Annotated in this window: 12 protein-coding genes; 7 read left to right on the forward strand and 5 right to left on the reverse strand. The window is 60.6% G+C overall.

The window, feature by feature from the left end; all coding sequences use genetic code 11:
* The first annotated feature begins 74 nt into the window (after positions 1-74).
* The 5 genes from LB566_RS26385 (at position 75) to leuD (ending at position 5,876) form a co-directional block, all read left to right on the forward strand.
* Complete coding sequence (locus LB566_RS26385; RefSeq protein WP_224628799.1) at positions 75-1,970, forward strand: ABC transporter permease; 1,896 nt, start codon at positions 75-77, stop codon at positions 1,968-1,970.
* Between the two features lie 43 nt (positions 1,971-2,013).
* A complete protein-coding gene (locus tag LB566_RS26390) occupies positions 2,014-2,760 on the forward strand; it encodes an ABC transporter ATP-binding protein (protein WP_181172622.1) in 747 nt (248 codons plus the stop codon).
* Positions 2,761-2,762: 2 nt separating this feature from the next.
* Entirely contained in the window at positions 2,763-3,455 is a 693-nt protein-coding gene (locus LB566_RS26395) for an ABC transporter ATP-binding protein (protein WP_140552963.1), read from the forward strand.
* Positions 3,456-3,835: 380 nt separating this feature from the next.
* Entirely contained in the window at positions 3,836-5,242 is a 1,407-nt protein-coding gene (gene leuC, locus LB566_RS26400) for a 3-isopropylmalate dehydratase large subunit (RefSeq protein WP_224628800.1), read from the forward strand.
* Positions 5,243-5,249: 7 nt separating this feature from the next.
* Positions 5,250-5,876, forward strand: coding sequence for a 3-isopropylmalate dehydratase small subunit (gene leuD / locus LB566_RS26405; protein ID WP_224628802.1), 627 nt, complete (start codon positions 5,250-5,252; stop codon positions 5,874-5,876).
* 63 nt (positions 5,877-5,939) lie between these two features.
* On the opposite strand, the gene LB566_RS26410 is transcribed toward leuD, so the two are convergent.
* The 4 genes from LB566_RS26410 to LB566_RS26425 all read right to left on the reverse strand — a co-directional run bounded on the left by LB566_RS26410 (position 5,940) and on the right by LB566_RS26425 (position 9,735).
* Positions 5,940-6,548, reverse strand: a complete 609-nt coding sequence (locus LB566_RS26410) for a flavin reductase family protein (RefSeq protein ID WP_140552968.1) — start codon at positions 6,546-6,548, stop codon at positions 5,940-5,942.
* A 55-nt stretch (positions 6,549-6,603) separates the two neighbouring features.
* Positions 6,604-7,446 (reverse strand): fumarylacetoacetate hydrolase family protein, encoded by an 843-nt coding sequence (locus LB566_RS26415; protein ID WP_224628805.1) that lies wholly within the window; start codon positions 7,444-7,446, stop codon positions 6,604-6,606.
* Positions 7,447-7,554: 108 nt separating this feature from the next.
* On the reverse strand, positions 7,555-8,649 hold the full coding sequence (leuB, locus tag LB566_RS26420) for a 3-isopropylmalate dehydrogenase (RefSeq protein ID WP_140552971.1): 1,095 nt from the start codon (positions 8,647-8,649) through the stop codon (positions 7,555-7,557).
* Positions 8,650-8,841: 192 nt separating this feature from the next.
* On the reverse strand, positions 8,842-9,735 hold the full coding sequence (locus LB566_RS26425; protein ID WP_140552972.1) for a LysR family transcriptional regulator: 894 nt from the start codon (positions 9,733-9,735) through the stop codon (positions 8,842-8,844).
* 253 nt (positions 9,736-9,988) lie between these two features.
* Between LB566_RS26425 and LB566_RS26430 the strand changes: the two genes are divergently transcribed.
* On the forward strand, positions 9,989-10,741 hold the full coding sequence (locus LB566_RS26430; RefSeq protein ID WP_224628808.1) for an SDR family NAD(P)-dependent oxidoreductase: 753 nt from the start codon (positions 9,989-9,991) through the stop codon (positions 10,739-10,741).
* A 35-nt stretch (positions 10,742-10,776) separates the two neighbouring features.
* Positions 10,777-12,021, forward strand: coding sequence for a metal-dependent hydrolase family protein (locus tag LB566_RS26435; protein WP_224628810.1), 1,245 nt, complete (start codon positions 10,777-10,779; stop codon positions 12,019-12,021).
* A 208-nt stretch (positions 12,022-12,229) separates the two neighbouring features.
* Here the strand turns inward: LB566_RS26435 and LB566_RS26440 are convergent, their stop codons facing one another.
* Positions 12,230-14,854 carry an EAL domain-containing protein gene (locus tag LB566_RS26440; RefSeq protein WP_224628885.1) on the reverse strand — a complete coding sequence of 875 codons (2,625 nt, stop codon included), beginning with the start codon at positions 14,852-14,854 and terminating at the stop codon, positions 12,230-12,232.
* Between the last annotated feature and the right edge of the window lie 291 nt (positions 14,855-15,145).

The following is a 15,145-nucleotide window of genomic DNA, read 5'->3' on the forward strand; positions in this document are numbered from 1 at the left end:
GAGACATGCGGCCCGCCGTCGGCCTACCGCCGAAGGCGGGGCGCATTCATCCGTAACGCAACCGAGGCCGGCTAATGTCCTATTATGCGATTTTGCTCTTCAACGGACTTGTGACGGGAGGCGTCCTGGCGTTGATGAGCCTGGGAATGAGCATCATCTTCGGCATGATGCGCGTCGTCAATTTCATGCATGGCGCCATGTTCATGCTGGGCGCAATCATCGCGGTGATTCTGGGGTCGCATCTCGGTGTTTCGCTTTGGCTGGGCTTTCTTATCTCGGCTGTTCTGGTCGGATTGTTCGGCGTGGTCATGGAGCGTCTGCTCATCCGCCGCCTTTATGGCCTGGATCTCGCCTACATCCTGATCCTGACCTTTGGTCTGTCGCTCATCATCGAGGACGTCGTTCGGATATTCTACGGCGTCACCTCGGCACCGTATCTTGTGCCGGACCTTCTCAAGGGCGCCGTGAGCCTCGGCTTCGCCTCGTATCCGAAGTACCGTCTCTTCGTCGTCGTGGTGTCGATCGTTCTGTGTGCCGGCACGTATTTCGCGCTTGAGCGGACGCGCCTGGGCGCGCTGATCCGGGCGGCATCGGAGCGGCCCAATCTCCTCAAATGCTTCGGCGGCAACGTGCCTCTTCTTGTTTCCGGCACGTTCTTCTTCGCCTCCGCCCTGGCAGGACTGGCGGGAGCGCTTTCCGCGCCGATGCGCAACGTGTCGCCGTTCATGGGACAGGAGATGATCAATTTCGTCTTCGCCGTGGTCGTCGCGGGCGGAATGGGCTCGATCGCCGGATCGGCCATCATGGGCTTTGCGTCGGGTCTGGTCTCGGCCATCGCGGCGATCTTCTACGCGCCGGCGGCCTCCGCGGTCATATACATCCTCATGCTTGGCGTGCTTCTGGTGCGCCCCGGCGGGATTTTCCAGGGCATCGACATTTCGCATTTCGCACTGCATTACACGCCCATGACGGAGCGCGCCCGGCGTGTGTTCCTTAGTCGGCCTGCCGCTCTCATCGCCCTGGCGGCGGCCCTTGTGCTTCCCTGGCTGGTGTATCCGGTCCTGGCGACCGACATCGTTCTGTGGGGACTGTTTGCGCTCGGCTTCGATCTGCTGTTCGCGTTCGGCGGGCTGCTCTCGTTCGGACAGGCCGCCTATTGGGGCACCTCCGCCTATGTCACTGGGATCCTAATGGTCAAGTTCGGGGTTCCGATGGTGCTGTCGCTGCTTTGCGGTGTCGTCCTGAGTACGATCGTCAGCCTGCTTTTCGGCTTCGTCGTCGCAAGGAAGAAGGGGATCTATTTCTCCATGATCACCTTTGCGTTCGCGTCGATCGTCTATTTCGTCGTCAATCAGTTCCCCGACTACACGGGCGGCGAGGACGGGCTGCACGGGCTTGTTCGCCCGACCCTGCTGGGTTTGGACCTCAAGAACGACCGGGTCTTCTATTATGTGTGCCTGGCCGCCGCAGTGGTGGTGGTCTACGCCATCCTCCGGCTTCTCAAGTCGCCTTTCGGCCTTGCGCTTCTCGGCGCCCGCGAGAACGAGCAGCGCATGACGAGCGTCGGCTACAGCGTCTATGGCTTGAGGGTGAAGGCGTATGTGTCTTCGGCCCTGGTGTGCTCGATCGGTGGTGCCCTCTATGCCCTCAACCATCAATTCGTCACGCTTGAAATGGTGGGATGGCGCGCCTCGGGCGAGTCTATCATGATGACGCTTCTCGGCGGGGCCGGCACCATCTTCGGCCCGTTTCTCGGCAGCGGCATCGTCTTGCTCATGCGCAACACATTGTCGTCGATCACGGACAACGGCAGCCTGTTCCTCGGCCTTCTGTTCGTGGCCGTCGTGCTCCTGTTCCGGCGCGGGATACTGGGCGAGCTCGTGCATCATTCGGTCGACCGCGCCGCTTCATCCGATATGGCGGCAAAACCGGACCGCATCGTAGCAACCGGAGACGTGGCGGATGCCTGATGCTGGCGTTAGTAACTGCGTGCGCGGGGTGGGGTCGACGGACATGCCCCTGCTCGAACTGCAGTCTGTCACAATGAGCTTTGGCGGCTTCACGGCCATCAACGACCTCAGCCTGAAGTTCGAGAAGAAGCCGGTTTACGGGATCATCGGGCCGAACGGCGCCGGCAAGACGACCCTGTTCAATATCCTGAGCGGTTTTTATCGACCCAGGCGTGGCCGTCTGCTGTTCAACGGCGAAGACATGACGCCTTTTCGTTCCGAGCAGTTTGCCCGGCGCGGGATCGTTCGAAGTTTCCAGATTACAAGCATCTTTCCCAACTTGACGGTCATCGACAATGTCGTCCTGTCGGTGCAGCAGCGGGCCGATGGAGGCATAAAGGCCTTCGCGAAGGCCAACTGGCACGACAATCACCGACCTGAAGCGAACGCCTTGCTGGATCAGGTCGGCATTCCGCCATCTCTGCGCGGGCGGCCGGCGAGTGATCTTCCCTACGGGCGCAAGCGGGCTCTGGAACTGGCCATATCGCTGGCGGCACACCCGAAGATCCTTCTTCTCGACGAGCCGACTGCGGGAATGACGACCACGGACGTGTCCCGCACGACCGAGCTGATCGCTCAGCTGTCAGCCGAGCGCACAATCATCGTCGTGGAGCACAACCTTGGAGTCATCGCGCACGTCGCCGACGAGATCATCGTGCTGCAACAGGGCGCTCTCCTCGCGCGCGGGCGCTATGACGAGGTGCGCAAAGACTCCCGCGTGATCGAGGCCTACCTGGGAAAACGCCATTGAGCATGCTGGAGATAAGAAGTCTCGATGCCTATTATGGCGAAAGCCATATATTGCAAGGCGTCGAACTGTCCGTGGAAGCGGGCGAGGTCGTCACGCTGGTGGGTCGCAACGGCGCCGGCAAGACCACTCTGCTGAAATCCATCATCGGCGATATACCGCGCCGAACGGGGAGCATCCATTTCGACGGTTCGCAAATCATCGACCTTTCACCCGAGCGTATCTGCAGAAGGGGGATCGGCTTCGTGCCGGAGGATCGCGGCATATTCTCGACGTTGAACGTCTACGAGAACCTGACGATCGGTCGGCCACATGGAAACATGGGATGGCCGCTCGAGCGGATCTACCGGCATTTTCCAATCCTGGAAGCCCGGCGCTCACAAAAGGCGGCATCGCTCTCCGGAGGAGAAAAGCAGATGCTGGCGATAGCGCGCCCTCTTTATATGGGCGCGTCGTTCCTGCTGCTTGACGAGCCGACGGAGGGCCTGGCCCCGGTGGTGGTCGATGCGATCGGCGCGATCATCAGGGATATCAAGTCGACCGGGCTGACAATCCTCCTCGTAGAGCAGAATCTTCAGTTCGCGGCCGAGGTCGCGGACAGGTACTACATGATCGAGAACGGGAAAATGGTGAAGGAACTGACGAAACTCCAGATGGCCGATGAGGAACAAAGCCTGCTCGATCATCTTGGCGTTTGACAGCTTCGTGGTATTTCCCATCGAAAAGTCGCGCCCGAATTGACCTTGGGAGCAGTCTTTCAAGGTGGTTGTGAGCCCCGACCGGGGCACTGTCCGGCGCCATGCGCCTCATGCTGACGGAGAGGGCGAACGCATCCGGCCAACCCACTGATTTGCCGAGGCGATTGGGCTGGCACGATCGACTCGGCGATCCGCATCGTGGTTCGCGACGGACGCATGTCGAAATGAGCCTTCAAGACGGCGGAGCCGACTTTTAGATTGCTGGTGGCCTGAAACGTGCGGGGAACTCGCCGGCGACGAGCGTCTGGTGTCCAGCCGCGAGCGCTGTCCAGCGAGCGTCCGCGGCATGTGCAGCCAGGCCCCGTCGCGAAGAGGTCACCATGGCGAAGACACTGTATGAAAAAATCTGGGATGCACATGTGGTCAAGCCGCTGAGCGACAACAGGGCCATTCTGTTCGTCGATCGGCATCTGGTTCACGATGGTGTCGCGACCTACGCGTTTTCAGGCCTGCATACGCACGGGCGCAAGGTGCATCGCCCCGACCTGACCATCGGCGTTGCCGACCACGTCGTCCCCACGACGCCGCGCGTCAATGGGATCGCCTATGAGGACGAGGACGCCCGCAAGATGGTGCAGGACATCGAGGCCTATTGCCGGGAGGCCGGCATCGACGTCTATTCGGTCGGCAACCGCCGCCAGGGCATTGTCCACGTGATCGGGCCGGAACTTGGCTTTGTGCTACCTGGGGCGCTGCTGGTGTGCGGCGACAGCCACACTTCCACCCACGGCGCCCTCGGGGCACTCGCTTTCGGCATCGGCATCTCCGAAGTCGAGCATGTGCTGGCGACACAGACCATCGTGCAGCGCAAGTCCAAGTCGATGCGTGTCAACGTGAAGGGCGAACTGCCCCCCGGCGCCACGGCGAAGGACCTGATCCTGTCCATCCTGCACACGATCGGCGTGGCGGGCGGCACCGGCCACGTCATAGAATACCAGGGCGAGGCGGTTCGGGCGCTGACCGTGGAACAGCGCATGACGCTGTGCAACATGTCGATCGAGGGCGGCGCGCGCGCCGGCATGGTGGCGCCCGACGAGAAGACCATTGCCTATCTGGAGGGGCGCAAATACGCCCCGACGGGCGAGATGTGGGAGCGGGCGGCGGAATGCTGGCGCTCGCTGAAATCCGATCCGGACGCGATCTTCGACACGGATGTCGAAATCGCCGGGGCCGACGTGATACCCTTCGTCACCTGGGGAACCAATCCCGGTCAATCGCTGCCGATCGTCGGCAAGGTCCCGGATCCGTCGTCCTGCGATAGCGAGAGCGAGCGGGCCAGCACCCAGAGCGCGCTCGACTATATGGGCCTGCAGCCCGGGCAGGCGCTGACCGACATCCGCGTCGACCACGTCTTCATCGGCTCATGCACCAACGGCCGCATCGAGGATTTGCGTGAGGCGGCCGCGGTGGTGCGGGGGCGCAAGGTGGCCGATGGCACGAGCGCCTGGATCGTGCCCGGTTCGGGGTCGGTCAAGGAGCAGGCGGAGCAGGAAGGTCTCGACCGGATATTCATCGAGGCTGGTTTCGACTGGCGCGAGCCCGGCTGCTCGATGTGCCTGGCGATGAACGGCGAGCGGCTGAAGCCCGGCGAACGCTGCGCTTCGACATCCAACCGCAATTTCGAAGGGCGACAGGGGCGCGGGGCGCGCACGCATCTCATGAGCCCAGCCATGGCCGCGGCCGCGGCGGTCACGGGCCACCTGACAGATGTGCGCGAACTGATCTGAGGCAAACATGGAACCGATCTCCAGGCACAGCGGCATCGCCGCGCCCTTTCCGATGTCCGACGTCAACACGGACCTGATCTATCCCCAGCAATTCCTGCGCAAGCCGGATCGCAATGCGATGGCACCGTTCCTGTTTCACAGCCTGCGCTATAGATCGGACGGCACGCCGAATCCGGATTTCATACTCAACAAGGAACCCTACGACGAGGCGACGATCATCATCGCGGGGCGTAATTTCGGCTCCGGTTCGTCGCGCGAGCACGCGCCCTGGGCACTGAAATCATTCGGCATACGCTGCCTGATCTCTTCCATGTTCGCTGATATTTTCAAGGCGAACTGCATCAACAACGGCATTGTTCCCGCGACCGTCAGCGAGGAGGTGTTGGCAGAATGCCTTCGCGCGGCCGCCAACCCGCAGGAGGCGCGCTTCACCGTAGACCTGGAAAGGCGCGAATTCAGGAATCGACGGCTCGGCACGGTGCCGTTCGAAATTTCAGATTCCGACCGCGACCGGCTGCTTAAGGGCAACGATTTTATCGACGATACGCTGGCGGAACTGTCGGCGATCGAAAGTCATGAGAAAGCCTCAGCGGAGGCGATGCCATGGCTCAATCTCGGGGCTTCAGCCAAATGATCCCAAGAGCCGAGCAGCGTTGCCGGCCGCGTCCCATATCGAAAAGCTGAAAGGTGGTCCGGCTCAGGGCAGCAGGCGGGCGACGTCGAAAATGTCGTCGGAAATGATGTAGCCGTTACCCTGCATGCGCCCGACGATGCGCATCTTCTCGGTGTCGACATAGAATCGTTCCGGATCGGTCAGCAAATCGTCTCGGATATGCATGACTTGCACGAGGCCGAGGATCAGGGACCGGTACGGGCCGAGCTCGACGATCTGCATCAGCTTGCACTCGAAGGATACCGGGCTTTCTACGATGCGTGGCGCGCCGATCGACAGCGACGGACTGGAGGTCAGCCCCGAGGCGCTGAATTCATCGATGCCTGGGCCGTATTCGGTGGCTGTGGCGTTCATCGCTTGCAACCGGTCCTCATCGACCAGGTTGACGACAAATTCGCCGGTGGCACGGACGTTACGGCCGGTGTCCTTGCGGTCACCCGGCGTCCGGTCGTTGATCGAAAATCCGACCACCGGCGGCTCCTCACCGAAGACATTGAAGAAGGAGAACGGCGCGGCGTTGCGCTCGCCGGTTTCGCTGATGGTGGAAACCCAGGCGATCGGACGGGGCGTGATGGTGGAGGACAGGAGCTTGTAGCGCTCGATGGGCTTCAGCTCGGAAAAATTGAAATGCATGCCTGCTCCGGTAGGTTTCGAAATCGGCGGTCTCGGCGTCCGTTCGCCGGGTCCGCTACGCCTGTATGCATTCCTGTCGCTGTTCGCCAAGGCCCTCGATGCCCAAGGTAATAACGTCGCCAGCCTTGAGGAAGACATTGGGATTCTGGCCGAGCCCGACGCCGGGCGGCGTGCCGGTGGAGATGATGTCGCCGGGACGAAGGCTCATGAACTGTGACAGATAGGAAACCAGGTAGCGCACGCCGTAGACCATGGTGGCCGTCGAACCGTGCTGAAAGCGTTTGCCGTTGACCTCGAGATGCATTTTCAGGGCTTGCGGGTCGCAGACCTCATCGGCTGTGACCAGCCATGGACCGATCGGGCCGAAAGTGTCGGCCGACTTGCCCTTCGTCCACTGGCCTTGTCGTTCGGCCTGGAAGGCGCGTTCGGACAGATCGTTGACCACGCAATAGCCGGCGACATGGTCCATCGCGTCGTCTTCGGAGACGGACGTCGCCATCTTGCCGATGATGACGCCGAGTTCGACTTCCCAGTCGGTCTTCTCGGAACCGCGCGGAATCTCGACCCGGTCACACGGCCCGATGATCGCCGACGTCGCCTTCATGAAGATGATCGGCTCAGGCGGCACCGTAGCGCCGGTTTCTTCCGCGTGGTCGAAGTAGTTCAGCCCGATGCAGATGAATTTGCCGGTGCCGGCAACACAAGGACCGACGCGCGGATTGCCGCCGACGACCGGGAGGGTTGCCATATCGAGGGTGCGCAGCGCATCGAGACCCTCGGGAAACAGCGTCCGGCCGGCAATGTCGGCGACATGACCGGAAAGGTCGCGAATCCGGCCATCGCTGTCGAGAATGCCGGGCTTTTCCGCGTTCGGCTCGCCGTATCGCAGCAATTTCATCGCGTGTCCTACTCCATTGAAATTTCTGCCCGGGATTTTCGGTCTGTCAGGAAGCGTGAAATCGATATGCCCGGGCAGGAGATCGGCGCGCGTGATACCAGGGCAAGCTCAGCCGACCGCGCGCGTGCTGGCTTGAGCCTGGAAGGCTTTTACAACGGCGTCGCCCATTTCGCTGGTGGCGACCTGACGGCAGCCGGGCCGCATGATGTCGGCGGTGCGGTAGCCGGCGCCAAGCACCGAGCGGACTGCCGCCTCGATGCGCGCCGCCTCGTGTTCCAGAGAGAAGGAATAGCGAAGCATCAGCGCTGCCGAGAGAATTGCCGCAAGCGGATTGGCGATGTTGCGGCCGGCGATGTCCGGCGCGGTGCCGTGGACGGGCTCGTAGAGACCCTTGTTCCCGGCACCCAACGAGGCCGACGGCAGCATGCCGATCGAACCGGCCAGCATCGCCGCGGCATCGGAGAGGATGTCGCCGAAGACATTGCCGGTGACGATGACGTCAAACTGCCTGGGATTGCGGATCAGCGCCATGGAAGCCGCATCGACATATAGATGTGTCAGTTCCACATCCGGATAGTCCTTGCCGACGCGGGTCATCACCTCGCGCCACAGCATCATTGTCTCCAGCACATTCGACTTGTCGACAGAGCACAGCTTTTTGCTGCGCTTCCGCGCCACCTGAAATCCCACATGGGCGATACGTTCTATCTCGCTCTCGGTGTAGCGCATTGTATTGATGCCTTCGCGCTCGCCAGCCAAATTGACCGAGATGCCGCGCGGCTCGCCGAAATAGAGATCGCCATTCAACTCCCGCAGGATCAACATATCGACCCCCTCGACCACTTCCGGCTTCAGTGTGGATGCGTCGAGCAATTCGGGATAGAGCAGCACCGGACGAAAATTGGCATAAAGCGACAGTGCCCGCCGGAGCCGCAACAGCCCGTTGCCAGCACCCTCGGCCGGCGGACGGTGTTCGTCGGCGGGCACACCGGTGCCGCCGAGCAGAATGGCGTCAACCTCGCGGCAGAGCTCAAGCGTTTTTTTCGGCAACGCATCACCGACCGTCTGAATGCCTTCGTCACCGATGACGCCTTCTATCATCTCGAAGGCGAGGCCCTCGCCGGCGAGTACGCGCAACACCTTGACCGCCTCGGCGGTCACCTCCTTGCCGATTCCGTCGCCGGGAAGTACCGCGATTTTCACGTCCTGTTTCTCCAGATAGATTTCACAGGAGCGCAATCCACCACGGCCCGCGCCCTGTCCGGCGTCTTATAGGTCTGCCGCTAGAATTCTCGAAGTCGTCCTTCGGAAGCCGTCCATCGCCATAGGCGAATGCGCCTCGACGGCCGCCGGCCCACCGCTCCGACGACGAAGGTGGCTGAGATGAGCGCGGCCTTACCGGCTCTCGCTGTTGGTAAGGTGGTTGAGCAGCAGGCGCACGGGCGCCGGCATGGTCTGGCTTTCCTGCACACAAAGGTTCCACTGTCGCTCGGCCCAGGATTCGTCAAGGACGATGGCGACGGTGTTGCCGCTGGTCACGTAGCGCTCGGCGCACTTCTCGGGCACCAGGCCGATGCCCAGCCCGGCTTCGACCATGCTGAATACGGTTTCGAAACCGTTGACGCGGACCGGCATCCGCAACGAGCGGGTGAGTTCGGAGGCAGCGCGTAGCACGAGCGAGTCGAGGAAGGATCCCTTCATCGGCCCGATGAGATCGAAATCCGTGAATTCGGCAAACTTGATGATCGCGCGGTCCGCCAGCGGATGGTCCTTGTGAACGAGAGCGACAATGCGGTCGACCCGGTAGGGAATGATCTTCAAGCCTTGGCGCGGCACAACGCCGCCGAACACGCCTATGTCTGCGGCGTTCTCCGCCACTGCCTCGACGGCCTGCTGGCTGGTGCCTTCCTGCAAGTCGATGCGCACGCCGTTATGCAGGGCGAGGAACTCGCCAAGATCGCGCGGCAGGTGCTGGATGATGGTGGAAACGCTGGCATGGACGCGGACGTGGCCGCGCATGCCGCTGGCATGGTGGGACAGTTCGGATTCCATCTGGCGCAGATCGCGCATGACCACACGGGCGTGATGCAGCAGCGAATAGGCGGCCGCGGTCAGTTCCAGCCCCTTGGAATTGCGCACGAACAACGGAGTCTTCAGCCGGACCTCAAGATCGGAAATGCGCTTGCTGACTGCCGACGCAGCTATGTGTTCGCGATCGGCGGCCTTGGCTATGCTTTGCTCTTCACAAACGGCTACGAACAATTCCAATGACAATAGGTCGAAACGCACTCGTCACACAGCTCCATGCTTGGATTGCCCGACCGCTATTCACGATCCTCGCGCCAGGAAGGGATCGACGATCGCGACCGTTCAGTTGCGCGGGCTCATCGCGGATCACGACGCACGCATTCCCAATCAAGTCTTCGCGCTGCCCGCCCTGTCTCCAATAAGGTCGTATTCCGGTTTGGCAGAAAACACAAAACGAAATTGCCCGATGCGGTGAAGCCGGGATGCCACCGGAAAGGACAGGATCCATCCATACATGAACCAGTATGATCTCAAAGGCCGCACCGCGATCGTCACGGGCGGTGCTCAAGGTATCGGCTTTGCCGTCGTCGAGCGTATGCTCGAGTCGGGTGCGCACGTCTCCATTTGGGACCGCGATGAGACGGTGCTGAGCGCCTGCGCTGACGAACTGGGACAGCACGACCGCGTGCACTGCCTGAAAGCCGATATCGGTGTGCTTGCCTCCGTGGAGGCGGCGGCGAAGGCGACGCTCAAGCGCTATGGCAGGGTCGATATCCTAATTAACAACGCCGCTGTCGTTGGCCCCAATATGCCGACCTGGGAGTATCCGCCGGATGCCTTCGCAGAGGTGTTCCAGGTCGGCCTCAATGGCACCTTCCACTGCTGCCGTACCATCGTGCCGCACATGATGGAGAAGGGCTACGGACGCATCGTCAATCTCAGCTCCATCGCCGGCAAGGAAGGCAATCCCAACGCGGTCGCCTATTCGTCGATGAAAGCCGGCGTGATCGCGCTGACCAAGTCGCTGGGCAAGGAGTTGGCAGACCGCAACATTGCCGTTAACTGCGTGACCCCGGCCGTCGCCAAGACACCGGGGGCGATGGCCCAGGCGCCCGAACACATTGCCTACATCCTTGGGAAGATTCCGCGCGGGCGCATGCTCGAACTGAGGGAGGCAGCGTCCATGATCTGCTGGCTGGCGACCGAGGAAAATTCATTCACCACCGGTGCGGTCTTCGACCTGTCGGGTGGACGGGCGACGTACTAGGTCGGCTATAACAGACAATCGAAGAGGAGATCCCCATGCATTCATATGTTTTCGAAAACGCGCGCGTGCTTGACGGTTCCTCGCAGGAAGGGGAGTACGACCGTCACGTGCGGGTTTCGGAAGGTCTGATCGACGAAGTTTCCGACGCGCCGATCAAGGACACAAACGCGATCAGGATCGACCTAAGGGGCAAGACGCTGATGCCCGGCCTGATCGATTGCCACGTCCACGTCTATTCGGCGGCTGAAGATCCGTCCACCAGTTCGCGTATGCCCAACGAACTGGTTGCGCTGCATGCGGCCAAGATCGTCAAGGGCATGCTGACGCGCGGCTTCACGACGATCCGCGATGTGGGAGGCGCAACGCTCGGCTTCAAACATGCGCTCGAGGCGGGTCTGATCGAGGGCCCGAGGCTGACCATGTGTGGCAAGGCCTTTGTCCAGTCCGGCGGCCATACCGATCCGCGCGAGCGCGGCGAACTGATCTCGGCCGAGACCTTCAACAATCAGCTCGGCAATGTGTCGAAGATCGTCGACGGCGTTGACGAATGTCGCCGCGCTGCGCGCGAAGAGATCCGTAAGGGAGGGCAGTTCATTAAGGTGATGGCCGGCGGTGGCGCGGCGCAGCTGCGGATGCCGCGCTCATGGAATGCCTATTCGATGGACGAGCTTCGCGCCTTCCAGGAGGAGGCGGACAATGCCAAGACCTATGTTTGCGTGCACGCCCACTCCGACGAATCGATAGCACGCGCGTTGGCTTGCGGGATCAAATCGATAGAGCACTGTACGCTGATCACCCCCGAGACGGCCGCGATCATGGCCGAGAAGGGAGCCTATTCGACACCGACGATCAGCGCGTACGAGGCGCAGATCATCGAAGCAGAAAAGCTGGGTCTCGATACGGGTGCCGTCGAGCGCCTGAAGTGGGTGCGCGATCGTGGACCGGAATCGCTGGAGATTATGCACAAGGCCGGCGTGAAGATCTGCCACGGCTCGGACCATCTCGGCTTCCTGCACCCGTACCAGAACCTGGAATTCAATATCCGCGCAGAGGCGCTGCCGGCCATCGAGGTAATACGCTCGACCACCCTTAACGCGGCTGAATTGTGCCTGATGCCCGGCAAGGTCGGCACCATTGCCGCGGGTGCTTATGCTGACATGATCGTAATCGACGGCGATCCGCTTAAGGACATCTCGCTGCTCGGCGACGAAGGCAAAGCCTTCCAAGCGATTATGAAGGGTGGTGTATTCTACAAGAACGAACTTGCCATCAGCCGTTGACGCATTCGACCGAGATGAGGGCTGCAGCGGAGGCGAAGCGGCGCTTCCGAGTGGATTTGCGGCCAGGGGAACTCCGAGCATTCCTCCCACGCCTCGCTGTAGAGAAATAGACCGTGCCTGAAGCCGCCGAGGCAGCGAAAGCCCTGTGGGAAAGACAGCCGCGACCGCAATCGCGGAGCCGTGATGATCGTCACGGCATGGATCGATCTCAGGATGCTGAGCGCATTCGCCGGCTGCCTAAAAACTCCATGATCTTGTACGCACTCATCGGTCGGCTGAGCGCATACCCTTGCAAGATGTCGCAGCCCAAATCCTTGAGGATCTTGGCCTGCAGCATTGTCTCGACACCTTCGGCGATGACTTCCACCCCCAAGGACCTTCCAATCTGCACAATCGATTCTACGACCTCGCGCTGCTGGACTGACTCTGCGATTGGACTAATTAGCTGGCGTGCAATTTTCAGCCGTCGTGGTTGCAGTTTGAGCAAGCTGACAATGGAGGCGTGGCCGGTGCCAAAATCGTCAATTTCGATGTCGATTCCGAGTTCCTTGATCTGGTTGACGTTCCACACCATAAGCTCATCGTTGTCATCGAGGAAAATCGATTCCAGAAGCTCGAACGAAACGGTTCCTGGTTTTATTGACAGTGAAGTCAGGCTGTTGATCAGTTCCTCATCCTGCAGCCGTCTCGCAGAGACGTTCACGGAGACGTGCGGAACCAGCAGCCGTGCTTTCTGCCACTGATCAAAGTCGTGGAGAGTTTGTTTGAGCATCAGTCGGTCAATAACCGAAACGACATTCAATTCTTCCGCAATTTTCAGGAACTTACCTGGCAGCTGAAGTCCGTCGATCGGATGGTTCCAGCGCGCCAGCGCCTCCACGCCGGCAACCTCCAACGTTTTGGCGTCGAATTGCAGCTGGTAGTGCGGAACAAACTCGTTGCGTTCCAACCCTCCGAGGATTTCATCGGCCACCCGTTTGGTCCGAACGATCTCGGACTGGAGATCTTCGGTGAAGAACTCATACCGATTGCGTCCTCGGCCTTTGGCCCGATAGAGCGCTATGTCCGCGTTGACCATCAGGCGTGGGCCGTCAATGGGACGGCCCCCATCGACTGCGATCCCGATGCTGACCCCAATACGGCACTGGTGGTCATTATAGGGAACCGGCTGCCGCAGTCGCTGTATGATCCGGTCCGCCAACTGTTTGAGTTGCTCCATTGAGATGTCGCGGCTGCAGACTACGACAAACTCATCGCCTCCGACTCGGGCAAGGAAATCTGCCGACCCAACAGTCGATGTCAGCACCTTCGCGGTATGGATCAGCACGGCGTCGCCGACGGCATGGCCAAGCGTGTCATTGATCTGTTTAAAGCGATCGAGATCAAGATGCAGAAGCGCGGCGCCGCTGCCAGCCGTCGATACTGTAGCGGCCTGACGATCGAGGACCGTGTCGAGGTGGCGGCGATTTGGAAGGCCGGTCAGAGAATCGTGAAGCGCTGTATGTTCATTGCGCGCCGTCGCCGCCTCTAGCTCAGCATTCTTCGTTTCGGCGAGGTTTTTTGCCCGTTCCAACTCCAGCGTCAGGGCGACGTCCGCCGTCACGTCCCATTCCGCTCCGACCATTTTGTGGTCAGTGCCGTCCTTGTAACTCTTGGCACGCGCGCGAAGATGTCGAATAGCTCCGTTGGGAAGCATTACACGATATTCCGAAGAGTATATGCCGGTCGCTATCCCCTGCGCGAAATCCCGCTTGGCCTGTTCACAATCGTCGGGGTGGATTGATCTTGACCACTCTTCGAAGGTTCTCAGTTTGCCATCTGCCGGCTTTCCATAGATTTCGTTCAGGCGGTCGTCCCAGTATATGATGTCCGCGTCGAGATCCTGTTCCCAGACGCCAATTTGCGAGGCATCAAGGGCAAGCTCCAGCCTCTCTGAAAGCTGTGCAAGCCGTCGTTCGCTCCGGCGCAGATCGGCGTAATGCTTATGCCGTTGTTCGAAAAGCCGTCCCGCAATGACAATCGGAACCACGACTAGAGCGCCGCCGATGAGCATTGCCAGTCGCAAAATCCAAGCGTTCCGGGGTGTCGCATTCCAGCCACCCTTGGGAACGGCGGAAATCTGCCACGATCCTGTCGGCAACCGCACCTCCGCCGTAACGGGGTTGTCTTCCGCCACCCGCGCCGGGCCGAAAAATCGCGCGCCGCTTCGGCCCAGAGCGTCCTTGCCCGTCAGAGCGATCTCGATCGACAGTCTCTTGTCTAAAAGACCGCTGTCCTCGTACAGCTTCTGAATGTCGATTACCGCAGCCACAATGCCCCAGAACGTCTCGGTAGGGCGATCAGGGTCAAGGAAGACGGGAAATCGGCCGATAAAGGCCTGACCTCCTTGCTTCAGCTCCACCGGTCCGGCCAGAACCAGTTGTTTGGTATCGCGCGCCCGAAGTGCCGCTTCACGCAATTCTTCATCCTTGCGAAAGTCCAATCCAACGGCCTTTTCATTGCCTTCCATTGGATACATCAACGAGATGACCAGGCCGGGGGCAGCGGCAATGTTTCTGACCTGTGTCTTCTCGCGAAAGAGGCTCTTTGCCAGCTTGGCAAAGCGGGTTTGGCTCATATTCGGTTCGGTAACGATGGTCGCGATCAGACCGCGCGTCAGTTGAAGGTCTCCATTGACATTGCCCTCGAGATTGGCGCGGACGAGGTTCATCTCCTTCGCAACGTCGACGCGCAATGCCTGTTCGGCAACAATGCTATTTTGATGATCAGCATAGATTCCAGCACTTAACAGCACGACAAGGGCGACCACAGCCGGAAGACTGGTCCAGGTCATCAAGGTACGGAAGCGCTGATGAATGGCAAATGGCAAGGTGGAATCTCGGTCGGTGCAACCTTCCGACTGTTACAGAGTATAGGAGAAGACTTAATCGAACCTTGGTTCCTCTGCTCAAAATTTAGAAAGGCCGCTGGTGATCAACGCTGATCTGTCGGTCCGGACGATAGATCGAGGAGGAAAGCGAAAACGGTCGGAAGCGCGTGTCGCGCCAAGCGCTGGCAGTCGCGACGGCGCTGGCGTCGCTCGTCACCGCCTATTGGTCCGACATCTGGCGCGTGCTGCGGGGAG

The sequence above is a fragment of the Mesorhizobium sp. CA13 genome, from assembly GCF_020165235.1.
Taxonomy (GTDB): Bacteria; Pseudomonadota; Alphaproteobacteria; order Rhizobiales; family Rhizobiaceae; genus Mesorhizobium.

Coding starts and splice junctions, on each gene's coding strand:
- LB566_RS26385 (WP_224628799.1), top strand. CDS start 75: ATGTCCTATTATGCGATTTTGCTCTTCAACGGACTTGTGACGGGAGGC.
- leuC (WP_224628800.1), top strand. CDS start 3,836: ATGGCGAAGACACTGTATGAAAAAATCTGGGATGCACATGTGGTCAAG.
- LB566_RS26410 (WP_140552968.1), bottom strand. CDS start 6,548: ATGCATTTCAATTTTTCCGAGCTGAAGCCCATCGAGCGCTACAAGCTC.
- LB566_RS26440 (WP_224628885.1), bottom strand. CDS start 14,854: ATGACCTGGACCAGTCTTCCGGCTGTGGTCGCCCTTGTCGTGCTGTTA.
- LB566_RS26395 (WP_140552963.1), top strand. CDS start 2,763: ATGCTGGAGATAAGAAGTCTCGATGCCTATTATGGCGAAAGCCATATA.
- LB566_RS26430 (WP_224628808.1), top strand. CDS start 9,989: ATGAACCAGTATGATCTCAAAGGCCGCACCGCGATCGTCACGGGCGGT.
- LB566_RS26415 (WP_224628805.1), bottom strand. CDS start 7,446: ATGAAATTGCTGCGATACGGCGAGCCGAACGCGGAAAAGCCCGGCATT.
- leuD (WP_224628802.1), top strand. CDS start 5,250: ATGGAACCGATCTCCAGGCACAGCGGCATCGCCGCGCCCTTTCCGATG.
- LB566_RS26390 (WP_181172622.1), top strand. CDS start 2,014: ATGCCCCTGCTCGAACTGCAGTCTGTCACAATGAGCTTTGGCGGCTTC.
- LB566_RS26435 (WP_224628810.1), top strand. CDS start 10,777: ATGCATTCATATGTTTTCGAAAACGCGCGCGTGCTTGACGGTTCCTCG.